Below are 20,961 nucleotides of genomic sequence, written 5' to 3' on the forward strand. Positions count from 1 at the left end.
CCTTCCCCGGCCGGGGCGGGGCCGCCGTCGGCTCCTCCCCAGGAGCCTCGGGCGACGCGTGCCAGCGGACCGGATCCGCCGGGGGAAGCATCACCTTCCGCTGGCACGTCGTGGACTCTGCGGGTACTGCTCCCGCTCTTCCCCCACACGGGGGCGTGCTGCTGACACCACGAGTCCCGGAGGGCGCGCTTTCCCTCCTTCAACCCGCGCCGGGGATCAACCGGGCGGGTTCGTTCTGCTGTGCCGGTGCGCACCCTCTCAACGGGGACGTCGCCTCTGGAGGGGCACACACCAGCACATCGCGATCCGAGGGGAGTTGAACCCCTGCCCTCGATGCCTCAAGGGCCAGCTCCTGTAGCTGCGGACCTGCCGGACGGCCCGATGCGGCCGCTCCTGACTGTCCGGCGTCCTGCGGGGTCGATCACCCCCGTTGACCCTTTTACATTAACGCATGAGGGGGGGTGCGTCAACTTTTAAGGGTCAGTCGAGGGGGTGGCGACCCTGCGCGGCAGGTACGGCGCCGCGCTCCGCCCATCCGCGCGCGGACGCTAGCGAACGGGCTCGGACATCCGCCTCATTGACGCCCAGAACCGCTCCGGGGAGTTGGCGAGGACGCCCCGTGGATGCCCGAGAAGCTCCTCTGCGTGGCTTGCCACGCGGAGGCGCAGGTCCTCGTCGGTCCAGTGCTCCGCGAACTGGAGGCAGTCGGCACGCATCAGCTCCAAGGACTCCACGATCTGGTCCAGGTCCTGCGCATTCAGCCCGGAAGCCTCCCTGCGCTCCGCCACGAAAGACTCGATCGACGCCTCGATTTCGCGAACGACGGAACGAGCGCACTCGCTCTCGGAGAACGCGACCATGCGGGACTCTCGATTCATCAAGCTCCTTAAAGAGGGCGGGCGGCGTGCTTGCACACCCACGTTCATTAATGTACCCCACAATGAGGCCATGCGACAACTTTTCAGGGTCGCCATTGAGAGGTTCCGCCAGTCCAGAGGCCCACGTCCCGGCCGCGAAGCCTCGGCGGCAACCACGGACATCGCAGCCCCCGCCGGCTCGGGAGCGGCAGCCGGGGCGAGCCTCGGGCTTCGGCAACCTGCATTCACGGGGTCGGCCGGGCCGTTACGATGGCGTGTGTTCCAAGGGCAACCGCGCCGCGCCCGGTCCACCACCACCTCGACGCCCACACCGCCGCAGGGGACCGCAGACGTCTGAGACTCGCGCGAGCGATCTCGTCATGCCCTCCTCCTGGACGGCCGACGCGTGTGGGGCAGCAGGCCGGACAAGGACGCGAGACGCATGACCAACCCCCGCAACCGGCAACTCGACCGCACCGTGCGTGCGTACAAGCGTGCACACCCCGGCATCACCCTGGACCAGGCCCGAGCTGCTGTCGCCGCCCGATCCGGCAGTCAGCCCCGCCTCCCGGCCCGGATCCCCGCCGCCCCCCTGCCCCGCCCCGCCGAGCGGCTGGAGGGCTACATTCAGCGCGTCGCCGCGGCGGCCGGCGTCCAGCGACACCGGGCCATGGAACTCCTCGGCCTCGAGCCCGGCAACTCCGCCACCGACCGTCTCGACGAACTCGCTGCGGGCCCACTGCCCGACCACTCCGTACGCGGCCTCGTCGCGGCCACCGGCATGACCTCTGACCAGGCCCGCGCCCTGACCGCCCCGCGCAGCGCCGTCGGCCGGATCCCGGACCTGGAGAACTTGGCGCGGCAGCTCCTGAGCGAGAAGCACATCCGGCCCGGAGGCGCCGGCAAGACCCGTACGGACGCCGGCGACCTCGCCCGGCTCCTCGCCGAAACGAGCGGGCAGCACACTCTCCTGTTCGACCTGCCCGCCACCGAACCGCGCTCGACCACTTACACCCCGATCCTCGTCGACCTGGACTGGCCGGCCGATGGCGCCCGGCCGCCCATCGATCCCGAGGTCTTCGACGAAGTCGCCGAGGCTCTCGGGATCGGGCAGGACACCGAGACGGATCCCCCGCCGCGCAAGTAACCCGCCTCCCGGTCCGTCGTGAAAGGGAGTGCCGTGAATCAGTACGACCCGGCGCGTCGGGGGTCCGGCGACACTCCGATCTACGCATCTCTCGTCCGCGAGCGCGGAGACGTCCCGCTGAGGCCAAGCGGGGCGCGGCGCAGCTGCTCGCCGAGACCGGCCGGGCCGTTGACTTCCGCTCGGTGCGCGTGATCTGAGCAGGAGGGACCGGCCGCCCGAGGAGGCCAGTCGGGTCGGTGTCAGGCGGTGCGGTGGCGCATGGCGATCACAGTGCAGTCGTCGCGGTAGCCCTCGGCGTCCTGTTCGGCGGCTGCGGCCAGGGCGCTGGCCAGGGCCTGCGGATCGGCGGCGTGCGTACGGCACAGGGCCGTCATGGTCGCCGCATCCACGTGGTCGGGGATGCCGTCCGAGACGAGCAGGACGAGGTGGTCTTCCGGGATCTCCGCGACGCTGCACGTTCCCCAGCCGGCCTGCGCGAGGCCCAGCCGGGAGCAGTCGTCGTACACCGCGGTGAGGTCGGGGGCGAAGCCGTGCCGGGCCCGCAGGTAGTTGCCCATGGTCATGTCGGTGGTCACCAGGGTGACCTCGCCGTCCTTGACGGAGTAGACGCGCGCGTCGCCGATCCAGTACACCGCGGTGGCACAGCCCGGCTCCATGCTCACGTAGACGGCGCTCGTGTGCGGCACCGTGTCGTGGGCCTGCGCCATCATCCCGGCGGTGGTCAGTGCGGCCAGGCCGCCCTGGACCATCCCCATCTGCGTGATGGCCGTGGGCACCGTCGCGGCGTAGCGCACGGCCTCCTTGCCGTGGCCCGCGCTGTCGACGACGGCGGCCGTCACGCGGTCGCTGCGCCGCTGGAAGTCCGCCCCGTCCGCGTACGGCGGCTCGGTGCCCGGACGCCGCGCCATTCCCACGAGCACGGCCTCGGTGGTCGTCTTCGTCATGGTTGTGCCTCCTTCGCCTCGCTGGCCCCGGAGCAGGCCCGCACTGAGTACCGCTGGGAGCACTGGAGGGGCAAAGAACGTGCTACTTCACGAAACTGGGGCTGGTGTGCCGGGTGAGGTCCGCGCGGGGTTCACTCCCCCCTCCTCCCGGTGGATGAAGACGTAGCGGCCGGTCGGCCGCCAGGACCAGCGTGCAGCCAGGGCGCGCGGCCGGGCCTCGGACGTGGTCAGGCTGTCGCGCCCCAGGGCTCGGGTCGGGGATCAGCAGGTTCTCGGCCTGTCGGGAGTCGCCGGCGGCGAGGTGCCGCGCAAATGCCGCGAGATCGGCACGATTGAGGATCAGAGGCCCTTCGTGCTGCCGGTGTTCAGTTGTCCCGACGCCGAGGGACTCATCGTCCTAGCCGCCGAACTGCGCGACGCGGTCAGAGGTGCCGGTACGGTCCGCACGGTCCAGGGCATCCGGCCGATGACCCGAGGCGAGGAACTCGGCACGGGTGCCGACCCTGGTGCACGCGTCCGAGGACCACTCCAGGTAGAGGTCTTCGCCGAGTGTCGCCTTGATGATGCAGAGTCCCATGCGGTTCCTCCCGTTGCAGGGCGTAGCTGAACGGGCGAGCAGCTGCTCGCTTCCGGTGCGGGTGGGGCCGGAGGTCATTGTCGCCCGCCCTGGACGGCCGCGAGGCCTTCTCCTGGTCTCGGGTGGGTCTGGCAGAACCCAGGTAGCACAAGGCCGAGCGGCCGGCAGTGACGAACTCCCTCGACGGTAGCCGCAGTTCACTCACAGTCGAGGCCATCCCGCCCTGCTTCCCCGCGGATTGGCGGCCGCCAAGAAGGGGGCTCACAACGCCACGTGCGACCCTTTTAGATTGACACATGATCCCGTTGTGGGTAAAATAATAAGCGTCAAGAGGGGTGATCGACCTTCTGGACGCCGGACAGTGAAGGGCGGCCGACCCGACCTGCCCGGCAGGCCCGTAGCTCAGTCAGTAGAGCGGCCCCCAAGCCGGGGGACGGTCAGGGGTGCAATCCCCCTCGGGCCACCATGCGGCTGCCGCACCCATGCGGCGGTCGCACACCGCGAGGACGCCGAGCCCGTCCCCAAACGACGAGGTGGTCGCGCCTGCGACCCGAGCCGCGCCCACGCGCCCGCGACCGCGGCAGGCACCCCGCGTCGACATTCACCCAGTTCGCTAGAGACCGTGAGGACCTCGCACCATGCCCAACCTCAAGCCCGCAGACGCTGCCTACGCATGGATGAGCGCCCAGGACGGGCCTGTGACGTACGAGGACATCGCCCACGCCATCGCCGACGACACCAACACCGAGGAGTGGAACGCCGCTCACAAGGCCATCGTGCACCTCGAGTTCGAGGGTCGCCTGGTCAACTTGTCCGCCCGCGAGTGGGGCAAGGTCGGCGTCACGGCCCGTAGCCCCCGCAAGGGCCGCCACCGGTACCTCGCCACCGACGCCCAGTTCAAGGCGTGGAACCGGCCCGTGTACTCCGTGATGTGGGTGTCCTCGGACTTCATCGGCGAGACCGACGCCGATGCCTGGACGCGCGGCTACGCGCTCAAGGGCGTGAAGATCACCGGCGACGAGTACGACATCAACGGCATCCGCTCTGATGACTGGTCGCGCTACTTCTGGACCGGACATGCCCGCAACGCGGCCGACGCGTACGCGCAGGGGTTCCTCGGGTGCGCCTACGACGTATGGGACCGGTCCGACTTCGAGGCGGACGTCGAGGAGATCGCCGAGATGGTCGCCCGCGTGCACGCCGAGTTCGTCGACGACGACACCAGCGACCCCGAGTACATCGCCGCCGTCGTGCGTGACCTGCAGGCCCGCCGTGCCGCCGAGGCGGCTTGATGCTGTACCGCGAGGGAGAAGTCAACTGCGGCCACTGCCGCGAGCCGCAGGGCACCGCCGTCGACGACTACAACGGCGAGACGCACGAGGACGGCGAGGTCACGTTCACCCGCGAGCCGTGCATGCGCTGCCGCGTCCACAGCCTCGGCGTCCAGGAGCGCTGCGACGACGACTGCCCCGACTGCGAAGACCGCGGTGATGGGTGACGGCCACGCCGCAGACGAGCCCCCTGGCGGCGGCACCCGCCCACCGCTCCGCACCCGGCGGAACCGGGAGATCGGAGGAACCACGATGAGCCTGGACCACTCGTTCTTTGCCGTGTACGGCGCTGAGCTGCCCGGGGCGGACTGGGAGCACGTCTATGACCGCCTGGAGGACCTGCGCCGCACTCAGGGCCCGGCCGGTGACACCGAGGACGTGCAGCTCTTCACCGTTTCTGGCGACCGGGACCCCTCCCGGGTGGTGATCGGGGCCGATGTCGTGAGCTTCGCGCCCGGCAGCTGCAAGCCCGTACGCGACTTCATCCCGTCACCCAAGCGGGACAAGGCCCTGCGGCGGGCCGCCGCGTTCGTGGGGCACGCAGAACCTGTCGAGCCCGGTTGGCTGTTCGTGTACGACCTGAGCTAGCCGGGCGCCGCTCGGCGGCCGCTGGCCTCATCGGCGGAGTGGCACCTCTCACCCCCCGACGACCCTTTTACTTTGACACATGAGTGCCGGTGTCGTAAATTAGAAGAGTCAGCGGGGGTGATCAACCCCGCAGGCGCCGTACGGCGACGCGGACGCGGCCGATCCGCACCGTACGGCAGGCTCGCAGCTACCGGAGCTGGCCTTGAAGGCATTCGAGGCGGGGTTCAACTCCCCACGAGTCACGACGTGTTGGCGCACTCCACCCACCGGCGCTCCGGCAGGGCACACGCCAGCACATCAATCGGACCAGACCGACTGATCCTCGGTCCGGTTGAAGGGGGGAGGACGCTTCCCCTGGAGCGGTAGCTCAGTGGCAGAGACCCCGTTTGGGGTGGTCGCGGGTTCGAGTCCCGTCCGCTCACAAAGTGTCAGCAGGGAGGTGAAGTTCCCCGCGGATCCGGCCTAGCTGACACGCATCCGTTTGCAGCACCTGGGGAGGTCCGCAAACGGACCGGCCGTCGGCCGGGGAAGGTGATGGACGGGTCCTCGCGGACCCAACCTGATCTGCTCCCCGCGCCGATGCCGGACACGCCCTCGTGGAGTAGTGGATATCTCGCCCGGCTCTCAACCGGGAGATCGCGGGTTTTCCGCCGAGGGTACGCAAGTTGCGCAGTGCGCGCCGCTCCTGTCGTTCAACGGAAAGGACGCCGGCCTACGGAGCCGGAAATCGGGGTTCGAGTCCCTGCAGGAGCACCGCCTGACCGCTGTCGCGCCGTCCAACGGTGCCCAGAGGCGATGGCCCCGGCCTCCGGGGCGCGATCGCCAACCCCCGGGGGTGTAGCTCAGAGGCAGAGCGACGGTCTCCAAAGCCGGCAGCGCAGGTTCGATCCCTGCCACCCCCGCCCTGTCTTCTTCTCGCAATGCGTCGCGCCGCTGGACGTCTTCCTCGGCCGTCCCGGTCGAGGAAGATCGCCGGCCGTCTCACCCGACGGGTTCGCCCGGCTGTCCTGCTGCTCTGTAAGGGAGTCCGCCATCGCCACGCAGTACCCCCTCTCCGGAGTGTCGAGGGTCATCCACCCCGACGGCACCGTCGATCGCGTGGAGTTCCACGACCGACCGCAGACAGCCGACGAGACGCGAGTGTTCGCCAAGTACCGCGACCTGTCGCCGCTGGAGCTGATGCGGCGGCTGCGCGCCGCCGAGTGGAATGCGGACGTCGCCCAGTCCGAACGCGATGGATGGAAGACGAGCGCGCAGAGGCTTGAGATGGAACTGGCCCAGGCGGAGCGGAATCTGGCCGCGATCACACCGGACGGGTGGGAACTGCCCAAGACCGTCCGGGAGCTGCTCGCGCACGCCGAAGCACACGGCTGGCGCTCTGCGCGGACCTGGACGCCGCGGGGCACGGACGAGATGCTCCTGAAGATCGTCATCGGCCGGGACACCCTTCCCTCCGACGCCCCCTCGCGGGGAACTCAGTGGCGCTTCGATTTGACCTGGAGCTGTGTACCGGGCTCGGCCCGCCGGGCCCGTGCGGGCCTTGCTCGCACGCCTGACCGCCCGCAGTGGCATGACGCTCCGTCGGTGCGCAAGATCCGCGAAGTGATCAGTGAGCACCCGTACGCGAAGGGCGCAGCGTGATCGCCTTCGCAGTCCTCGCCCTGCTCGTTTTCGGCTACGCCACGGGTCGGCTCCGGCCCTGGGAGCGCTTGGGGATGTGGGTGGAGGACCTGCTCCTGCCGCACAACCACAAGCGCTGGCTCGGCAATCGCGTGCGCGAGTGGGCCCTCTTCACCGCTCTGGCAGTCACGCGGCCCTGGGCCGCACTCGACGTCTGGCGGACGCGCAAGCCCCCTCAGACTCCCTGAACTCCGTCCCCCGTCACCCTGCCGTCCTCAGCCGAGGTCGCTCAGCCCTGGGAGGGGGGCGAGCGCCTGCAGTGATCTGGCGCCGCCCCGAACCGAAGTCGCCCTTACCGCAGAGGAGTTCCTTGACCGTCCGTCATCTCACCGAGCGCGTGGAACTGCCGCTGCCCGGCATCGGCTCCGCTTCAGCGCGCGTCACCGTCCTGGAGCGCGGCCGCGTCCGCTACGTCGTGCGTGCTCCGCACGTCCACGGGACCTTCGTGGTCGTGCCGGAACACATCGCGAACGGTCCGATTCTGCCGGCCACCGTCGCGGTGCAGTTCGGTGACGGCATTGAGCCGCTCGGCAGCTTCTACCGCGAGCACCGGCCCGACGAGCCGGTGGTGCACGGCGTCCGGGTCCATGGCTGGACCGGGCACCTGCACCCGGATGACCTGCCGACCGGCTGGTTCCTGGGCCGCTACGCCGCTGGCCTGCGCAACGGCATTCACCATGAGCTCACCCGCGGCACGGAGCGCCGCACCGAGGCCGTGATCCTCGCCATCCTCACGCACTGGCGCAGCCTGCCCGATCGGCGTGCCCGCATCAGGACGGCGGCGCGGGAGAAGGCAGCTGAGTACGCCGAGCACGAGGGCAACTGCGCGACTGCGGCGGAGGCCCAGGCTGCCGAGCTTGAGCAGGATCGCCGGGCCATACGTCAGCGGCTCTGTGCGCTGGCCGGCATTCTGCGCCGCCGCCCGCGTGCCGTGCAGGTGCCGGATCCCGAGCCGGTGCAGCTGCAGATCGAAGATCCCCGCCGGGGCCCGCTCGGGCAGATCACGGTGCGCGAGGTTGCGGTGAACGCCGAGGTCGCGGGCAGCATCGTCTACGAGGTGACGGGCGCCCGGGTTTCCGGGCGGTTCACGGTCGGACCGAACCGGTACCGGCCGGAGCCGATCCCGCAGGGCATCTGGGTCGCCTACGGCCACGCCAGCGACCGCTACTTCGAGGACGAGCGGGCGCACGCGCCCGTGGTCAACGGAGTGCGTCTGTGCGGCCAGTGGGACCGCGACACGAGCGACGACATCACTCCCACCGCCCCGGACACGATCGGCGCCCGGGTGCCGTCCCGGGGCTCGGCGCCGTACGCCACCGAGCGCCGCACCGCAGCTGTCGTCCGCGCGCTGGCGCTGCACTACCTGCGCCGGAAGGACCTGCCCGCACTGCGCCTGGCCGCCGCGCAGGCCAACGTCCCGAGCCTGCGCGCAGACGCACGGCGGTCGCTGAACGAGGTCAAGCAGCAGCTGGCCATCGAAGAGCGCAATGCGCGCCGCCATCGGGCCCGCGAGCGCGAGCTGCTCTCCCTGGTCCCCGGCAGCACTCGCGAACACCTGTCGGCCGAGGCCGCTTGATGGCCCCAAGCCCGCCGCCGTACCCCGCCCATGGAGAAGCAGCAGCACCCGACGAGCGGAAGCCGCTCCGACGGTGCGCTGCGTGACATGGCCGAACCCACTTCAGGCAATCTCGCCGGGCTGCGCGATGCCCGCGGCGGCGCGGACTTCCCTCAGCAGGACGCCGGCCTGCTGCTCGTCGACGGGGTCGAGGTAGAGCAGTCGCATCAGGATCATCTCCGCGCAGTTCCACCGCTTCTCCCCGTGTGCGACTCGCGCCAGCCCGTACAACCCGCGCAGCAGCGGCCGGTTGGACTCCTCGCGCCACAGGAGCACACCGCCGTTGTATATCGGGAAGGCCAGCGGTACCTCGGCGACGGCGACCGCGCATTCGTACCACCGGCGTGCTGCGTCCAGCACATCGTGGTCCCGCTCCAGGCCGGCCTCGCGTGCGGCGGCGAGATGGAGTTCGGCCCTCACCACGTACGCCTCGGCCGCCGCGGGCTGCTCCGCGTGCAACTGCTCAAGGCGGGCGCGGGCCTCATCCGGTGCGAGGCGGAGGAGCTCCTCGCGGACGGCGGGCAGGAGGCTGTGGGCGTCCGGTAGCCGGTAGACGGGCCGGACGCCCTGGGTGAGCACGTGGCGCCGCCACCGGTCCGGCTCGTCGACCGGCTCCAGCAGCGCCTGGTCGACCTCCTCGGCTTCGTCGTCCCAGTCCTCGTCTTCCTCGGGGGCGCCGTAGTCCAGGGGCTCCACCCCGGCTGCGGCAAGGTAGGACGGGTCGAAGTTGCTTCCGCACGGCTGCGGCTGGTCCTGGTCGCGCGCCCGGTCGGCAGCCTTCATCGCCTCCATGCACAGGCCGGAGTGCAGCAGCTCCATCGAGACCGCGTGGTACTGCTGGGGCCACATGTGCGCACCGATCCCCGGCCCCCAGAACTCGAGGTCCTGCTGTAGCAGGAGCCGCAACGCCATGTCGCAGCCGGCGGCGTCGAGCCGCGGGCCCTGCTGCATGATCCGGTCGGCGTTCTCCTGCACGGTCGTCAGGGCCTTCTGGTAGCCCATGCCCGTTTCGCGGCTGAGCCGGCGGGCGATCCGCGAGAAGTGGGTGGGTGACGTGCGGGGAGTGGTCGTCATGGCGCTCTCCTGAACACGGTCCCGCAGATCGCACCGCCCACCTCGATGCGCCGACAGGACCGACAGGCTGGGCGCGAAGCTGCACTTGCTCTCCGGGGCCGAGCACCGGCTCGGTTCACTCAGGACGGCCAACGGTGGGTCAAGCCGACGAGCGCGCGTCCCCTGGGACGCACCGCGCCCAGAGTAGCGGCCTGCTCGACGCCGATGCTGGCCCTTCGAAGGTTCTCACCCCGTCGAGGGACTGCTGCACCGGTCGAGCAGTGCCCTGAGCAGCGCAACTGCGGTGTCGGCACGGTCTGTCAGCATGGGCACGCCGCTCAGGAAGCGCCAGACCAGACAGTGACGCCTCGGCCCCGTGGCCGTCCCCCGCCATCACCGCACGGCCAGGGCCCAGGTGACCACCTCCGTCGGCCGGCCGTCGCGTGATCGCGACGGCCGTGGCGCTCTACCAGGTGGCGACGCGGGCGATGTGTGCGAGCAGCGCGGCGGTGGCGTCGGGTGAGGGCGGAACCTCGGCGTTGACGGTCATGGTCGAGGCGTCGAAGTCGCGGCTGGCCGTGTGCGTGATCGTGGCGGTGCCTCCGGCGGGGGCCAACGAGAAGGACGGCACTCCAGGCAAACCCTCGGGCAGGGCGGGTGCCGTGGCGGGCCCGTGGGCGGGCGCCGCTCCGTCGAGGTCGGCCAGGTCGGCGGCGAAGTGGCGCAGGTGCCAGTCCTCGTGTGCGCACGCCCCGTGGCACTTCAGCGCCGCGAGACGCCGGGCGTCTGCCGCGTACAACACATGCCGAGTGTGATCCCGGTACTTCTTCGTGTGCACGACCGTCTTCTCGGCGGCCGGGTTGAGCCGGACGATCCAGAAGGCGTCGCCGTCCTGGTCCTGGAACTGCCATGTCATGCGGATCTCGGCGGCGATGGCGAGGTCCGGCCAGTCGACGGCGACACCGGTGTCCTGCCCCTGCCAGGTGTGCAGGTGCACGCTGCTGCGGCCGGCAGCCGGGTCGGCGAGCCACATTCCGGGGGTACGCGGCCAGTCCCGTACGCGGCCGAGCAACAGCACCGACCGGTCGGGCCAGTTCGGCACCAGCGGGTGCTCGCGGGCGTTCTGGTAGACGGGGCAGGACCCGCACAGGACACGCGGGGTGTCCGGCGAGGCGTTCGGAACCGGCCGTGGAGTGAGCTTCGCGCCCATGCACCGCTCGAAGCCGCCCCAGCGCTGACGGCCGGTGCGGGCCTCGAAGAGCGAGGCGAACCGAATCGGCCGGAGCCCACAGTGGGCGGGGGTGTCGAAGTGAGCATTGAGGGAGAGCCTGTTCCACCCGTGACCGTCCGGCCCGCGCGGGCTGTACTCGTGGGGGTTGTCGAGGTAGACGGGCACAGGATCTCCATTCAGAGGGAGCGATTGGCATGCCGGAGACAGGCGGCAGAGCCGGAGAAGGGTTTGATCAGACGCGGGAGCCGGAGGCCCCACGGGCGGGCCGGTCGCCGGCAGTGGAACGGTCGGGCAACGGCACGGGGTTGAGCATCGGGTCGTTGGTTTGGACGTGCCAGTCCTCCTCGTTGGCGAAGACGGTGTCGCATCCGGCGGTACAGATCAGCTCGCCAGGCTTGAGGAGTTTCTGCACTTCGTGCACTGGCGGGCGGCGGTAGCCGATAGCGGATCCGTGGTTGCAGAACCCTCGGTCGCGTACCGCGTGCCAGGCATCGGCCTCGGCGTTTATCTGCGCCATCTCCAGATCTACGTCCAGGCGGTGAGTGATAACGGCTTCCAACTCGTCGGCGCTGCTCTCGTCGGCGTACAGCAGGTTGGCTCCTTCATCGGGGGGACCCGGCGCGATGAACACCGGCAGCCCTAATGTACGCAGGTCGGTGATTTAGGTCAAGTTTAAAGGGTCGATACGTCGACCCTTTAAACTTGACTCATCCCCACCAGAGAAGTACGTTGATGCCTGTCGGGGCGGAGTGCCGCCGCACTTGGACGACGAGGAGAGCGTGATGGAGCAGTTGCCGGTCGAGATCACCGTCCACCGGGTCTACGAGGACGGAATCGTGGAAGACCTGACCTGCCCGCCGGGTCATGACCTGTGGCGGGCCCTCGACTTCGTCCAGCGGGTGATCGCGAAGGGGCACTGGGTCCTCATCGTCCCGGACCAGGGGTGCGGCCTCATCGCCGAGGTCTCCGCCCCGATCGCGCCAGGCCAGCTGTCGGAGATCGTGTCCAAGGCGATCGACGCAGGCCAGAGCACGCTCGTCCTGCCCCAGACCCTCGACCGGTCGGCCATCCTGCCGGTTCTGCGGAGCCTCTCCGCCGATCCGTCCTAACGAGGACGCAACGAAGTACACCCAACAGAAGGAGACTGCGTGACCGACCTGACCTCTCTGCCGCTGACCGGCCTCGAAGTACCGCACACCCGCTACCGGATCACCAGCCTTCAGCAGGTGACCATGAGCTGCGGTGTTGCGTTCAGCGCGAATGTGCGGGAGGGCCGCGCTCTTGTGGGGGTGATCGAGAACCACGGTCGCGGCGGCGGCACTTGGTTCACCCCGGCAGACCGCACCGGCCGCCAGGCTATGGCGGAGTTCACGCGGGCCTGCCGCTGGAAGGGCGAGCCGATCCGCGAGGAGGAGGTGTATGACCACCTCATCGACGAGTACGACCTGGCCCGTACGGCCAAGCAGTACGCGCGGAAGCGGACGAGCCTGGTGCGCGGGCTCGACGCCGACGGGTACGCCGAGCACATCATCGAGGCGAAGATCCCCGCCGTCTGGCTCGCCAGGGGCGACTATCCGTACATGGGCCAGCTGGCCCGCGGGCTCTCCCGGCACCAGCCCGCGCCCGAGGTCTGGCAGGTGTGGGACGGCGAGCGGTGGCAGGAGATCGTGCTCCCCGACGTCGCTAACAGCCCTTCCACGACGATGAGTTCGGCGTGACGGTCATCTGGTACCGGGCGAGCGACGACCGCCGCATCATCGTCCACCTGGAAGATCCGTCCTACGGCATCGACAGCGCGCGCTTCGCCCGGTGCGGAGCCCTGCTCGCCGAGATCGCACCCCCGCTCGGCGAAGGCGACACCCGGCGCCTCTGCCGTACGTGCGGCCTGAGCGACGACGAGCTCGGCACGACTCGCTCCGATTTCCACCGCATCCAGCCGATCGCAGGGGCATAGCCCGCTGCCGCCGGTGCGGGCGCGTGGCCGAGGTCGACCCCACTGCCCTGCGGTACCTCCGTGCTAACGGGTCGCGATCCGAACCAAGGCCCGTGTACGCCCCCGTATGCCGGGCCGCGAGCCGTAGGAGTGTGGTCTGCACGGAGCGTCGTTCGCGGCAGGTTCACCAACGGACACGACTGCCTGCCCCGTACCACGCGCGTAGAGATCGGCCGGCGGGCCCCGCTCGCCGAACTCCCCGCGGGGGTGATGCGAGGTTCGCATCACCCCCGCGGGGAGTTCGGCGCCGGCCGCTGAAGGGAGCATCGGGCGGCCGTCGCCGAATCAGGTGTGACGCCCGGCGTGCCCTGACCCGGTTCTCTGTACTGCCCTTGACACCCTTTTAGGCGTTCTGTCATGTTCTGGCCGCAGATGTGCGGCGATCGAGAGGAGACTCCCATGGCGCGACGAAGTGAGTACGACGACGGCCAGGCGGCAAAGCGGCTGACGGTCCCGGTGGCGGCCTTCCGGTGGGCGCGGCACTGCGGGCTGGTTCCGGAGCCGGATTTGCCTGCTCAGCGGTGGTCTCGGAGCGCCGTGGAGGTGATGGATCGAGACGCGATCCGCGGAGCGCTCTCGCGCACACCGATCTCCGGTGGCGCTGCGGCGGACCGGATTGCCGAGGCGCTCGGCACGCCGAATGTGATCGGCGAGAAGGCATCGGTCACTTCGTTCGTCGTCCGCAGGCTGATCGACCTGCGTCTGCTCACCGATCTCAGCACCAACCCTGACGGGTCCCTGGTCAACCCCGAGCAGGTGGACGTCGTCTGCGCCCGCGATGACCTCGCCGAGCTGGTGGCTGCCAACACCCCGCTCGGGCCCGAGCAGGCCGCGCGGCGACTGTCCGTCCGCAGGACCGACTTCGACCACATGCTGCGTCTGGGGTGGATCAGGCCGGCCGACTCCGTCGAGGTCCGGTTCGGCACCTCGCGTGCCGGGGCCGTCGACGTCGCCCTGTTCCGCACGAGCGATGTCGATGGTCTTCCGGCCGCTCACCCGGAGATCGGCTGGGAGACCCTCCGCGCCGTCCAGAAGGGACAGCGTTCACCGCTCGCCGCCCTCGCTGCAGCCTCCGCCTGACGAGCTCGAGCTCAGCGGACGGCGGCGGTCCTCGTCTTGGCCTACCGTCGCCCGCGACGAGGGAGCGCTGCCCCGCCGGGAGGGCCCAGGCCACGCGGGCCCCCTCCGGTGCACGGAAGGCGGAAGTCAGGCCGTCCAGGACTGAAGGGATCGTGCGACTCCGCGAAGATCCTCTTCGCCGGCGCGGACCGCTCCGGCGAGCGCCCAGAGGGCGTCCGGCTTGACCGTGACGGTGTGCCCGGACATCTGGAGGTAGGCGTCGGCGGCCGCGTAGCCGACGACCAGGTTGTAGTCGACGAAGGGGCGCAGCACCAGGGCATGGTGCAGGAATGTGGCCGCCCGGGAGACGGCATCCTCGTAGTACGGCTGCCCGGCGATCTGCTCGTACCGGTGCGCGCTCCCTGTCCATTGCAGCGCCCCCCAGTCGGCGATGCCGATGTTCCGGGGGGCGACCTCCTCCTGGATGTCGAGGAGCCATCCAGGGTCGACGTAGACGATCGGGCTCACCGCATGCCCTCGGGCGCGTCCTTCACGGCCTCCAGTGCTGTGGGCACGGCGGTGCGCGCAGCGGTGAGGAAGCGGGCTTTGTTGGCGGAGTCGACCAGCGTCCGCTTGGCCCAGGAGCGGGTGGACACGCCCAGGAGCTGAGCGTGCTCGTTCACCCTGGACAGCTCCTCTTCACTGAGATCCACAGAGATTTTCGGCATACACCCACCGTACCGCGCGATGCCTCCACGGGTAGAGGCATTGGTGGAGGCATTCGGCTTTCCTGCACCGCATCTGCCGGATTGGCGCCGGGATCGCGCGCTCCATCTCGACAGGCCGAGCCCCGCCGCCACCGACAACAGGGCGGGGCCGCTCACGCCCCATTGACCCTGATGGATTGACGCAAACCCCATTGTAGGGGTACATTGAATGCATTGCTGGTGCTCCTCCTCGCACCGCCTCGTGCCCATCTCGCGTCACCGAGTCCTCACGCGTTCCCCGGCTAGCTGCGGGACGTCCGACTCGGGCCACCGCCAGGGCCATCGCCCGCCTCACCGTCCCGGAGAGCCGTTCATGACACGTCAGACCGCCCGCCCGCTCGAGCACCACAACCTGCGCACCTCGGATCGCTCGCCACGCGAAATCGTGACGAGCTTCCGCCTCACCTTCGGGCTCGACCTCGATCCGGACTACCAGCGCGGCGACGTGTGGACCGACGACCAGCGCGTCGCGCTCATCCGGTCGTGGCTGACGGGCACGCCGACCGGCGTGGTGATCCTGAACGACCGCACGACGCCTGAGTGGAAGGAAGCCAACGGCTACGACCCGACCGACCGCGGCGAGGCCATGTACGTGTGCATCGACGGCAAGCAGCGCATCACCACCGCCTACCGCTGGTACGACGATGAACTGGCCGTACCCGCAACCTGGTTCCCACAGGACGACGTAACGGCCACCGAGGAGACCGACGACGGCCCGTATGTGCGCCTCTCGGGCCTGGCCAAGCCGGCCCGGCTGAAGTTCGCCAACCGCGCCCACCTGTCGGTGGCGATGGCCAAGGTCGCCACCGCAGCCGAGGAGGCCGAGATCTACCTCCTGGTCAACGGCGGCGGCACCCCGCAGAGCGAGGCCGACATGGACAACGCGACCCGCATCGCGGCGGCCTCGCCCCGGGCCGAGCGGTGACCGGCGTGCTGCGGCGGCCGCAGCGCATCCTCACCGCGGCCGAACGCAAGGTCGTCCGCGGCGTACAGAGCCTCCCCTTCCACCGCATGCTCCACCTCGGCCTGGTCGACCCGGTACCCAACCCGTCCCCGATGAGCGAAGACGAGGCCACCTGGGTCCGCGCAAACGTCTGGCCCAAGCACCTCCGCCTGATCGACGACGGGTACGCCTTCGGGTTCTGGCGTTGGGCGATGTGCGAGCGGGGCACCTGCTGGAACTGTCTGAACGGACGGTGCGAGTGGTGCATGCATCGGCAGAAGGGCGGCCCCGACGTCTGCGACAACGCCGAGACCGTGTTCAGCCACCGTGGCCGGCGGGCGGCCACCCTCATCCTGCGCCCCGGCGGCGAGCCGTGTGTGTGGTGGTGCCGGTGCCCCTGCGCGAAGGACGACGCCGAGCCCGCGGCCACGCCCTCGCCCGCCGTGGCACCGCCCCAGGCCACCTCGACCGCGCCCGGATCTGCGCGCTGCGGCCAGGACCCACTCCCTGGCCTGTAGTCCCGGGCAGCGCGCCCCGCGCCCGCCGCACGCCGGCTGCCGGGCGCTACTGCTACTTCTTGGCCTGGTCCGCGGCAGTGGCCGTGGGGCGCTCGCCGTCCTGTACCTGCTGCAGTCGCTTGAGCGTGGCGGCCAGAACATCCTGCGCGCCGGTGCTGTCGCCCCCGGTGCCTTCAACCTTCACCCTGATGTTGACGTTGCCCGATCGGCTGAATGCGTAGACGCTGTCCTTGCTCAGGCCGGGGTTGGTGACGAGCACGGACTCCTCCCCAACCTTCTTCTTGAGGCCCTGCTCCTTGCTCGACTCCTTGCCCCGCCACGCCGCGTAGGCGGCCTTGGAGTTCTCCGCCGAGTCGTACAGGCAGATCCCGACATCCATCATGTTGTCCGTGGAGCCGTTGTAGTCGAACCATGCGGAGCCGCCACGGACCCAGCCCTTCGGTGCGGTGCCGCCCGAGGCCGTGCAGTACGTCGCCTCCGACGTCACCCTCTTGCCCTTGTAGGGCTCCCATCCCGAGATCACCTCTCCGGCACCCGGAAGGGCCTGCGATATCTCGCCCTGGGCGAGCTGCTTGGTGATGGGCTTGTCCGACTCCTGGCCGGATTTGTCCGAGCTGTCCGACGAGCAGGAGGTGAGAGCGGCGATGCCCAGGAGGGCGACGAGGACTGCGGTACCTGTGCGTGACATGCGCACACCCTAATCCGCGGCCTTCGTAGATCGAATGCGATCGGCGATCCTGCGGCGGCTCGGCGAATCAGCCGCCACGCACCTTGGGGCCGAACTCCTCCCGCAGGTCGCCCCCAAGGTGGCCCTGGCTCGGTACATGCTCGCTTCGGCAGCAGCTCGGCGCAGCGGTGCGCGAGCCTCCGCCTCACCGTGGTCCTGTGGCCGAGTTGGACCGGCCGGAGGGGAGCGGCGTCGCAGGACGGGAGTGCGCCGTGGAGTCGAGAGCCCCGGGGAGCGTGAACCGTGGGCTGTCGAGCCAGGCACGGCACGAGCCGCCGCGGTCAGCGCTCACGCCGAAGCGGTTCCGGCCGGGTCGTCCCTTCCCGTCCCACCAGGACCATGCCTCGCATGCCTCGTCCCATAGGTGCCGCGGTCCGGACTGCGCGACGCCGTCCGGCTTGTTCCATCTGTCCACGGCCACGGTGGCCCAGGAGCCGTCGGTGCACCAAAGGCGCAGCAGCCGGTCCCCATCGGCGGCCACGGGGTCCCAGGTGACGCCGGGCACTTGCAGTCCGACCGCCCATCGAGAGGCGCCTGTGGCGAGCAGGGTGCGCGGATCGAGTGCGGAGGCGGCCCGCTCAGGGTCGTCGGTGACGGCCTGTGCCCAGCTCGGCCGTTGCCCGCGCTCCCACATGAACATCGCGCCACCGTGGAATCGGCCTTCGGCAACCTGACCGTCTTCGCGGACGGTCAGGCGCAGGAGGCCGGTGTTGGAGAACAGGGTGCCGAACGGCATTACGAGCCGGCCGCCGGGCCGTACCTGTCCGATCCACGTCCCGGGGATTTCACGAACGGAGAAGCCGACGTGTACCGCGTCGTACGGAGCTGCGTCCGGGTGCCCGAGCGTCGCATCCCCGTGCAGCGCGGTGACGGGCGGCTGGCAGTCGATCACGCGTGCGCGGACCTGCGCGGCCAGTTCCGGGTCGGATTCCATCGTCACCACGAGGGTGCCGAAGCGAGCCAGGAGAGCGGCCGTCCAGCCGGTACCGCTGCCCAGGTCCAGGACTCGCGCGCCGGGGGCGGGATCGAGCAGGGCGAGCATGCGGGCGACAGCCTCGGGGGCGGAGGAGGACGACGACGGTGTCGGTGCCCCGTCGAACGGCGACGGAGTGAGTTGGGTGACGACCTGGGCCTTCGAGCAGACCAGCGCTGCCCACTCCTCGGGCTCGGTATGCCGGGCCACGGTCCGATAGGCGCGCGGGGTGCCCGGCTCCGGCACGAAGACGTCGTCGGGCACGTAGCGGGCCCGTGGAACGTCTTCGAATGCGCTCCGCCAGGGCTGCGACAGCTCTGTTGCCGTCGCGACCTCGTCGACCAGTTCCTTCCAGGCGCCGCCGGTCACCGCCTCTACTCCTCGTCCCCATCGTCGCTGGGGTCCTCGATCGGCATGCCGCCGAGGTCCTCTTGCTCCTCGTCGGTCAGTGCCCCGTCACTCGCGGCATCTTCGCGCGCCATCCCAACTCCCTTAGCTCTACTCATCTGTTCTACTCCGGCGGCGTCGCACGGTCAGGCGTTTCGTCCCCCGACCTCCGCCTCTGGCCGCAGGTCGCCGGGGTCGGCTCTGAAGTCGGGTTGGACGGAGGCCGCTGAGTGGGCGCCGGTGCCTGGCCTCTGTCCACAGGGACCTCGTTCGAGCATCGGTTCGCGGCGGTGAGGAGCCGCGTTCTGATGCACTCCGCGCCGCCTTGCGGTCAGCGGGGCGCCCCTAAATGAGCAGGAGGCCCTCGTGGGCAGGTTCAAGCAGAAGAAGCAGCGTCGCAGCCGGTTCCAGGTCGATGGCCACCCGGTGGGCCGGTCCGACTTGATGTCCCACATATCGGCGGTGGCGGACACCGTCGACGACCACGGGCGGGTGACGTTCTGGGATGATCCCGCTCTTCAACTCGGCCAGGTCGCCCGTGGCTTCGATCTCGAGTCCGGGACGGTGACGGTCGAACCGGGCGGGACCGAGCAGCTGCCGGCGGCTCTGTTCGAGCCGGAGCGTGCGCTGATGATGGGGATGCCGGGCCAGGCTCCGCGGGAGCAGCAGGCGGAGGTCGCGGTTGAGTTGGGTCTGGGGCGGTTCGGTCGCGGGTTCGCCGCGCTGCGCTCCGCGCCTGGCTGGACGTTGCACCGGCTGGCGGATGAGCGGCTGGAGCTTCGCAGCCCCAATGGAGAGGCGTTCTCGCGGATCGCGGTCCCGCTCAATCCCGCCTGGATCTCCGCTGCCGTGTCCACCGGGTTCGTGCTGTGCCTGTATGGGATCCAGCTCGGGGTGCGTACGCCGCCGGGGATGCCGGCCGAGCGGTACACGGACCAGGAGCGGTTGGAGGAGTTCCGTAGGGGCCGGGGGCTGGGCTACACGGCCGCCGGTCTTGTCCCCTACGTGAACAACCGCGGATGAGTCGTCTCGCCGCCCGTCGGCAGGCCCGGCGGGCGGCGAGCGCTCTACGAGTTGGTCATGGCGAGTTCGCCGGCCCAGTGCGCGAGGGCCTCGAAGTCGTCCAGCGTGAGGCCGACCTCGGGGTCGACGCCGTAGAGCAGCGCGGGTCCGGGGTGATGGCGGCGGACGTAGTCGCGGTCCGCCTGGAGGATCTGATCATCGACCCATGCGAAGGGGCGGCCTGCGGCGTACCGCACTACGTCGGCCGTCTTGAAATAGGTGCCGTCCGACGGGAACTGCTCGGGGCTGGTCCAGTTGATGACGGGCAGCGTGGGCAGCCCGATGACCGGACTGATGTGCCGGTTCGCGTCGTCTTCCCAGGTCGTCGCCCAGGCGAGTTCGAACGGAAGGTCGAGGAGCTCGGCCCCGTGTTCGGGGTGGAGGCGCACCTTCAGATCGGGGACGTCGTCCGCCAGGAGGTGGGGATGCTGAGCGATCCAGGACTGGGGGCGCATGTGGTGGAGGCGGTAGCCGGCCGGGCCGGGAAGCGGGGCCTCGAAGGGGTTGAGAACTCCGTCGATATCGAGGAGCAGAAGGGGGTTAGTCAAGGGCTCTCCAGGCTCGTGGGCGCGCTCCGGGGCAGCACCAACTCATCCCACTAATTTACCCTACGAGGGTAGTTACATCAAGTTTTCAGGGTCAGTCGTGTATGGTTGAGCACCCTCGCAGGCTCGGCGGCGGCTCAGGGCCGGCAGGCAGGTCCTCGACGAGGTGCCGCCACCAGTGACGGCCGGATCCTTCTCCGCGCCCCGTGAGGTTCACCCGCAGCACCAGGAGGCTGATCGACTTGCCACGCCCCGGAACCACGGCCGGGAAGCAGCCCGCCCCGCATCCCTACTGGGAGCAGCACGCTGCTTGCCGCGGGACGGACCCTGAGCTGTTCTATCCGGAGGGCCCGCTGAGCAACGCCCTCATCGAGCAGACCGAGCGCGCCCGCTCGGTCTGCTCACCGTGCCCGGTACGCCAGCAGTGCCTTGATGCTGCCCTGCTGGCCGAACGCAGGCTCGCGGCGTCGGAACGCTCGGGGATCCGCGGCGGCCTGGACGGGCGGGAGCGTTACGCACTCGCCCGCGGGCGCCGGCTGCCGAAGCGGCCTCAGCCGATTCCCGACGATGGCCAGGAGCATGGTGTCCGCCGCACGTACAGGAAGGGGTGCCGGTGCTTCGCCTGCACGGCCGCGGAGACCGGGAAGAGGCCGGATCCCCGGCCTGCAGCGCCTTGTGCGACGCCGGTCTCCTCTCGCGGCCGCTCGCCCCGGCGTGGAGAGCTGGTCATGGGTGCCCCCATCGGGCGCACCGGTCAGAGCTCTCTCACCGAGGAGCGGCCCGAGTGCGGAACGCGCAGCGGGTACCAGTGGCACGTCAGCAGCGGCCACGTTGCGTGCGAGGCGTGCACGGCTGCCGACCTTGCCGTGGCCTGGCTCCTCCGTGAGGGCGGGTGTGCCGCCTCCTTGGCGTCGTCGTAGGGCGATCGCCATACCGACGCGGCTCCGTCCAGGCGGTGGCGAAG

26 protein-coding genes and 4 tRNA genes are annotated in these 20,961 nt (G+C 70.0%); 19 read left to right on the forward strand and 11 right to left on the reverse strand.

Going from position 1 to position 20,961, the window contains the following annotated elements; genetic code table 11:
* Window positions 1-548 precede the first annotated feature (548 nt).
* Entirely contained in the window at window positions 549-878 is a 330-nt protein-coding gene (locus tag OG764_RS37765; RefSeq protein WP_328973320.1) for a hypothetical protein, read from the reverse strand.
* 421 nt (window positions 879-1,299) lie between these two features.
* On the opposite strand from OG764_RS37765, the gene OG764_RS37770 reads away from it, so the two are divergent.
* Window positions 1,300-2,004 carry a hypothetical protein gene (locus tag OG764_RS37770; RefSeq protein ID WP_328973321.1) on the forward strand — a complete coding sequence of 235 codons (705 nt, stop codon included), beginning with the start codon at window positions 1,300-1,302 and terminating at the stop codon, window positions 2,002-2,004.
* A 239-nt stretch (window positions 2,005-2,243) separates the two neighbouring features.
* Here OG764_RS37770 and OG764_RS37775 read toward each other — a convergent pair whose 3' ends face one another.
* Complete coding sequence (locus OG764_RS37775) at window positions 2,244-2,948, reverse strand: SpoIIE family protein phosphatase (RefSeq protein ID WP_328973322.1); 705 nt, start codon at window positions 2,946-2,948, stop codon at window positions 2,244-2,246.
* 397 nt (window positions 2,949-3,345) lie between these two features.
* Window positions 3,346-3,525: a hypothetical protein gene (locus OG764_RS37780; RefSeq protein WP_328973323.1), complete on the reverse strand. Its 180-nt coding sequence runs from the start codon at window positions 3,523-3,525 to the stop codon at window positions 3,346-3,348.
* A gap of 392 nt (window positions 3,526-3,917) precedes the next feature.
* On the opposite strand from OG764_RS37780, the gene OG764_RS37785 reads away from it, so the two are divergent.
* The 10 genes from OG764_RS37785 to OG764_RS37830 all read left to right on the forward strand — a co-directional run bounded on the left by OG764_RS37785 (window position 3,918) and on the right by OG764_RS37830 (window position 8,700).
* Window positions 3,918-3,991 (forward strand) — tRNA-Ala (locus tag OG764_RS37785).
* Between the two features lie 172 nt (window positions 3,992-4,163).
* Complete coding sequence (locus OG764_RS37790) at window positions 4,164-4,817, forward strand: hypothetical protein (protein ID WP_328973324.1); 654 nt, start codon at window positions 4,164-4,166, stop codon at window positions 4,815-4,817.
* On the forward strand, window positions 4,817-5,023 hold the full coding sequence (locus tag OG764_RS37795) for a hypothetical protein (RefSeq protein ID WP_328973325.1): 207 nt from the start codon (window positions 4,817-4,819) through the stop codon (window positions 5,021-5,023). The genes OG764_RS37790 and OG764_RS37795 overlap by 1 nt, the downstream gene beginning before the upstream one ends.
* Before the next feature lie 85 nt (window positions 5,024-5,108).
* The gene (locus tag OG764_RS37800) at window positions 5,109-5,444 is read left to right on the forward strand and encodes a hypothetical protein (protein ID WP_328973326.1); all 336 of its coding nucleotides are present in this window, start codon (window positions 5,109-5,111) and stop codon (window positions 5,442-5,444) included.
* A 590-nt stretch (window positions 5,445-6,034) separates the two neighbouring features.
* Window positions 6,035-6,103, forward strand: a tRNA-Glu gene (locus OG764_RS37805).
* A 22-nt stretch (window positions 6,104-6,125) separates the two neighbouring features.
* A tRNA-Arg gene (locus tag OG764_RS37810) sits at window positions 6,126-6,197 on the forward strand.
* Between the two features lie 78 nt (window positions 6,198-6,275).
* Window positions 6,276-6,346, forward strand: a tRNA-Trp gene (locus OG764_RS37815).
* 157 nt (window positions 6,347-6,503) lie between these two features.
* Window positions 6,504-7,085, forward strand: coding sequence for a hypothetical protein (locus tag OG764_RS37820; RefSeq protein WP_328973327.1), 582 nt, complete (start codon window positions 6,504-6,506; stop codon window positions 7,083-7,085).
* Window positions 7,082-7,312, forward strand: a complete 231-nt coding sequence (locus OG764_RS37825; protein WP_328973328.1) for a hypothetical protein — start codon at window positions 7,082-7,084, stop codon at window positions 7,310-7,312. Before OG764_RS37820 ends, OG764_RS37825 begins: the two co-directional genes overlap by 4 nt.
* A gap of 122 nt (window positions 7,313-7,434) precedes the next feature.
* Window positions 7,435-8,700 (forward strand): hypothetical protein, encoded by a 1,266-nt coding sequence (locus tag OG764_RS37830; protein WP_328973329.1) that lies wholly within the window; start codon window positions 7,435-7,437, stop codon window positions 8,698-8,700.
* Window positions 8,701-8,802: 102 nt separating this feature from the next.
* Here OG764_RS37830 and OG764_RS37835 read toward each other — a convergent pair whose 3' ends face one another.
* The 3 genes from OG764_RS37835 to OG764_RS37845 all read right to left on the reverse strand — a co-directional run bounded on the left by OG764_RS37835 (window position 8,803) and on the right by OG764_RS37845 (window position 11,654).
* Window positions 8,803-9,813 carry a hypothetical protein gene (locus OG764_RS37835; RefSeq protein ID WP_328973330.1) on the reverse strand — a complete coding sequence of 337 codons (1,011 nt, stop codon included), beginning with the start codon at window positions 9,811-9,813 and terminating at the stop codon, window positions 8,803-8,805.
* Window positions 9,814-10,258: 445 nt separating this feature from the next.
* Window positions 10,259-11,188 (reverse strand): hypothetical protein, encoded by a 930-nt coding sequence (locus tag OG764_RS37840; protein ID WP_328973331.1) that lies wholly within the window; start codon window positions 11,186-11,188, stop codon window positions 10,259-10,261.
* A gap of 67 nt (window positions 11,189-11,255) precedes the next feature.
* Complete coding sequence (locus OG764_RS37845) at window positions 11,256-11,654, reverse strand: hypothetical protein (protein ID WP_328973332.1); 399 nt, start codon at window positions 11,652-11,654, stop codon at window positions 11,256-11,258.
* Between the two features lie 151 nt (window positions 11,655-11,805).
* Between OG764_RS37845 and OG764_RS37850 the strand changes: the two genes are divergently transcribed.
* The 4 genes from OG764_RS37850 to OG764_RS37865 all read left to right on the forward strand — a co-directional run bounded on the left by OG764_RS37850 (window position 11,806) and on the right by OG764_RS37865 (window position 14,096).
* The gene (locus OG764_RS37850; RefSeq protein ID WP_328973333.1) at window positions 11,806-12,132 is read left to right on the forward strand and encodes a hypothetical protein; all 327 of its coding nucleotides are present in this window, start codon (window positions 11,806-11,808) and stop codon (window positions 12,130-12,132) included.
* Window positions 12,133-12,171: 39 nt separating this feature from the next.
* Window positions 12,172-12,741: a hypothetical protein gene (locus OG764_RS37855; RefSeq protein WP_328973334.1), complete on the forward strand. Its 570-nt coding sequence runs from the start codon at window positions 12,172-12,174 to the stop codon at window positions 12,739-12,741.
* Window positions 12,738-12,977, forward strand: coding sequence for a hypothetical protein (locus OG764_RS37860; protein WP_328973335.1), 240 nt, complete (start codon window positions 12,738-12,740; stop codon window positions 12,975-12,977). The genes OG764_RS37855 and OG764_RS37860 overlap by 4 nt, the downstream gene beginning before the upstream one ends.
* A 396-nt stretch (window positions 12,978-13,373) precedes the next feature.
* Entirely contained in the window at window positions 13,374-14,096 is a 723-nt protein-coding gene (locus tag OG764_RS37865) for a hypothetical protein (protein WP_328973336.1), read from the forward strand.
* 126 nt (window positions 14,097-14,222) lie between these two features.
* Here the strand turns inward: OG764_RS37865 and OG764_RS37870 are convergent, their stop codons facing one another.
* Both OG764_RS37870 and OG764_RS37875 read right to left on the reverse strand, forming a co-directional pair.
* Complete coding sequence (locus tag OG764_RS37870; protein WP_328973337.1) at window positions 14,223-14,603, reverse strand: hypothetical protein; 381 nt, start codon at window positions 14,601-14,603, stop codon at window positions 14,223-14,225.
* Complete coding sequence (locus OG764_RS37875) at window positions 14,600-14,803, reverse strand: hypothetical protein (RefSeq protein ID WP_328973338.1); 204 nt, start codon at window positions 14,801-14,803, stop codon at window positions 14,600-14,602. The genes OG764_RS37870 and OG764_RS37875 overlap by 4 nt, the downstream gene beginning before the upstream one ends.
* A 352-nt stretch (window positions 14,804-15,155) precedes the next feature.
* On the opposite strand from OG764_RS37875, the gene OG764_RS37880 reads away from it, so the two are divergent.
* Window positions 15,156-15,767, forward strand: a complete 612-nt coding sequence (locus tag OG764_RS37880) for a DUF262 domain-containing protein (protein WP_328973339.1) — start codon at window positions 15,156-15,158, stop codon at window positions 15,765-15,767.
* Window positions 15,764-16,303 carry a DUF6248 family natural product biosynthesis protein gene (locus tag OG764_RS37885; protein WP_328973340.1) on the forward strand — a complete coding sequence of 180 codons (540 nt, stop codon included), beginning with the start codon at window positions 15,764-15,766 and terminating at the stop codon, window positions 16,301-16,303. The genes OG764_RS37880 and OG764_RS37885 overlap by 4 nt, the downstream gene beginning before the upstream one ends.
* 52 nt (window positions 16,304-16,355) lie before the next feature.
* On the opposite strand, the gene OG764_RS37890 is transcribed toward OG764_RS37885, so the two are convergent.
* Window positions 16,356-16,991: a hypothetical protein gene (locus OG764_RS37890; protein ID WP_328973341.1), complete on the reverse strand. Its 636-nt coding sequence runs from the start codon at window positions 16,989-16,991 to the stop codon at window positions 16,356-16,358.
* A 184-nt stretch (window positions 16,992-17,175) separates the two neighbouring features.
* Entirely contained in the window at window positions 17,176-18,372 is a 1,197-nt protein-coding gene (locus tag OG764_RS37895; RefSeq protein ID WP_328973342.1) for a methyltransferase domain-containing protein, read from the reverse strand.
* A gap of 384 nt (window positions 18,373-18,756) precedes the next feature.
* Between OG764_RS37895 and OG764_RS37900 the strand changes: the two genes are divergently transcribed.
* Window positions 18,757-19,413: a hypothetical protein gene (locus tag OG764_RS37900; RefSeq protein ID WP_328973343.1), complete on the forward strand. Its 657-nt coding sequence runs from the start codon at window positions 18,757-18,759 to the stop codon at window positions 19,411-19,413.
* A 44-nt stretch (window positions 19,414-19,457) separates the two neighbouring features.
* Here OG764_RS37900 and OG764_RS37905 read toward each other — a convergent pair whose 3' ends face one another.
* Complete coding sequence (locus tag OG764_RS37905; protein ID WP_328973344.1) at window positions 19,458-20,000, reverse strand: hypothetical protein; 543 nt, start codon at window positions 19,998-20,000, stop codon at window positions 19,458-19,460.
* A gap of 203 nt (window positions 20,001-20,203) precedes the next feature.
* Between OG764_RS37905 and OG764_RS37910 the strand changes: the two genes are divergently transcribed.
* Window positions 20,204-20,917 carry a WhiB family transcriptional regulator gene (locus OG764_RS37910; protein ID WP_328973345.1) on the forward strand — a complete coding sequence of 238 codons (714 nt, stop codon included), beginning with the start codon at window positions 20,204-20,206 and terminating at the stop codon, window positions 20,915-20,917.
* The last annotated feature ends 44 nt before the right edge of the window (window positions 20,918-20,961 follow it).

Source organism: Streptomyces sp. NBC_00239, assembly GCF_036194065.1.
Lineage (GTDB): Bacteria > Actinomycetota > Actinomycetes > Streptomycetales > Streptomycetaceae > Streptomyces.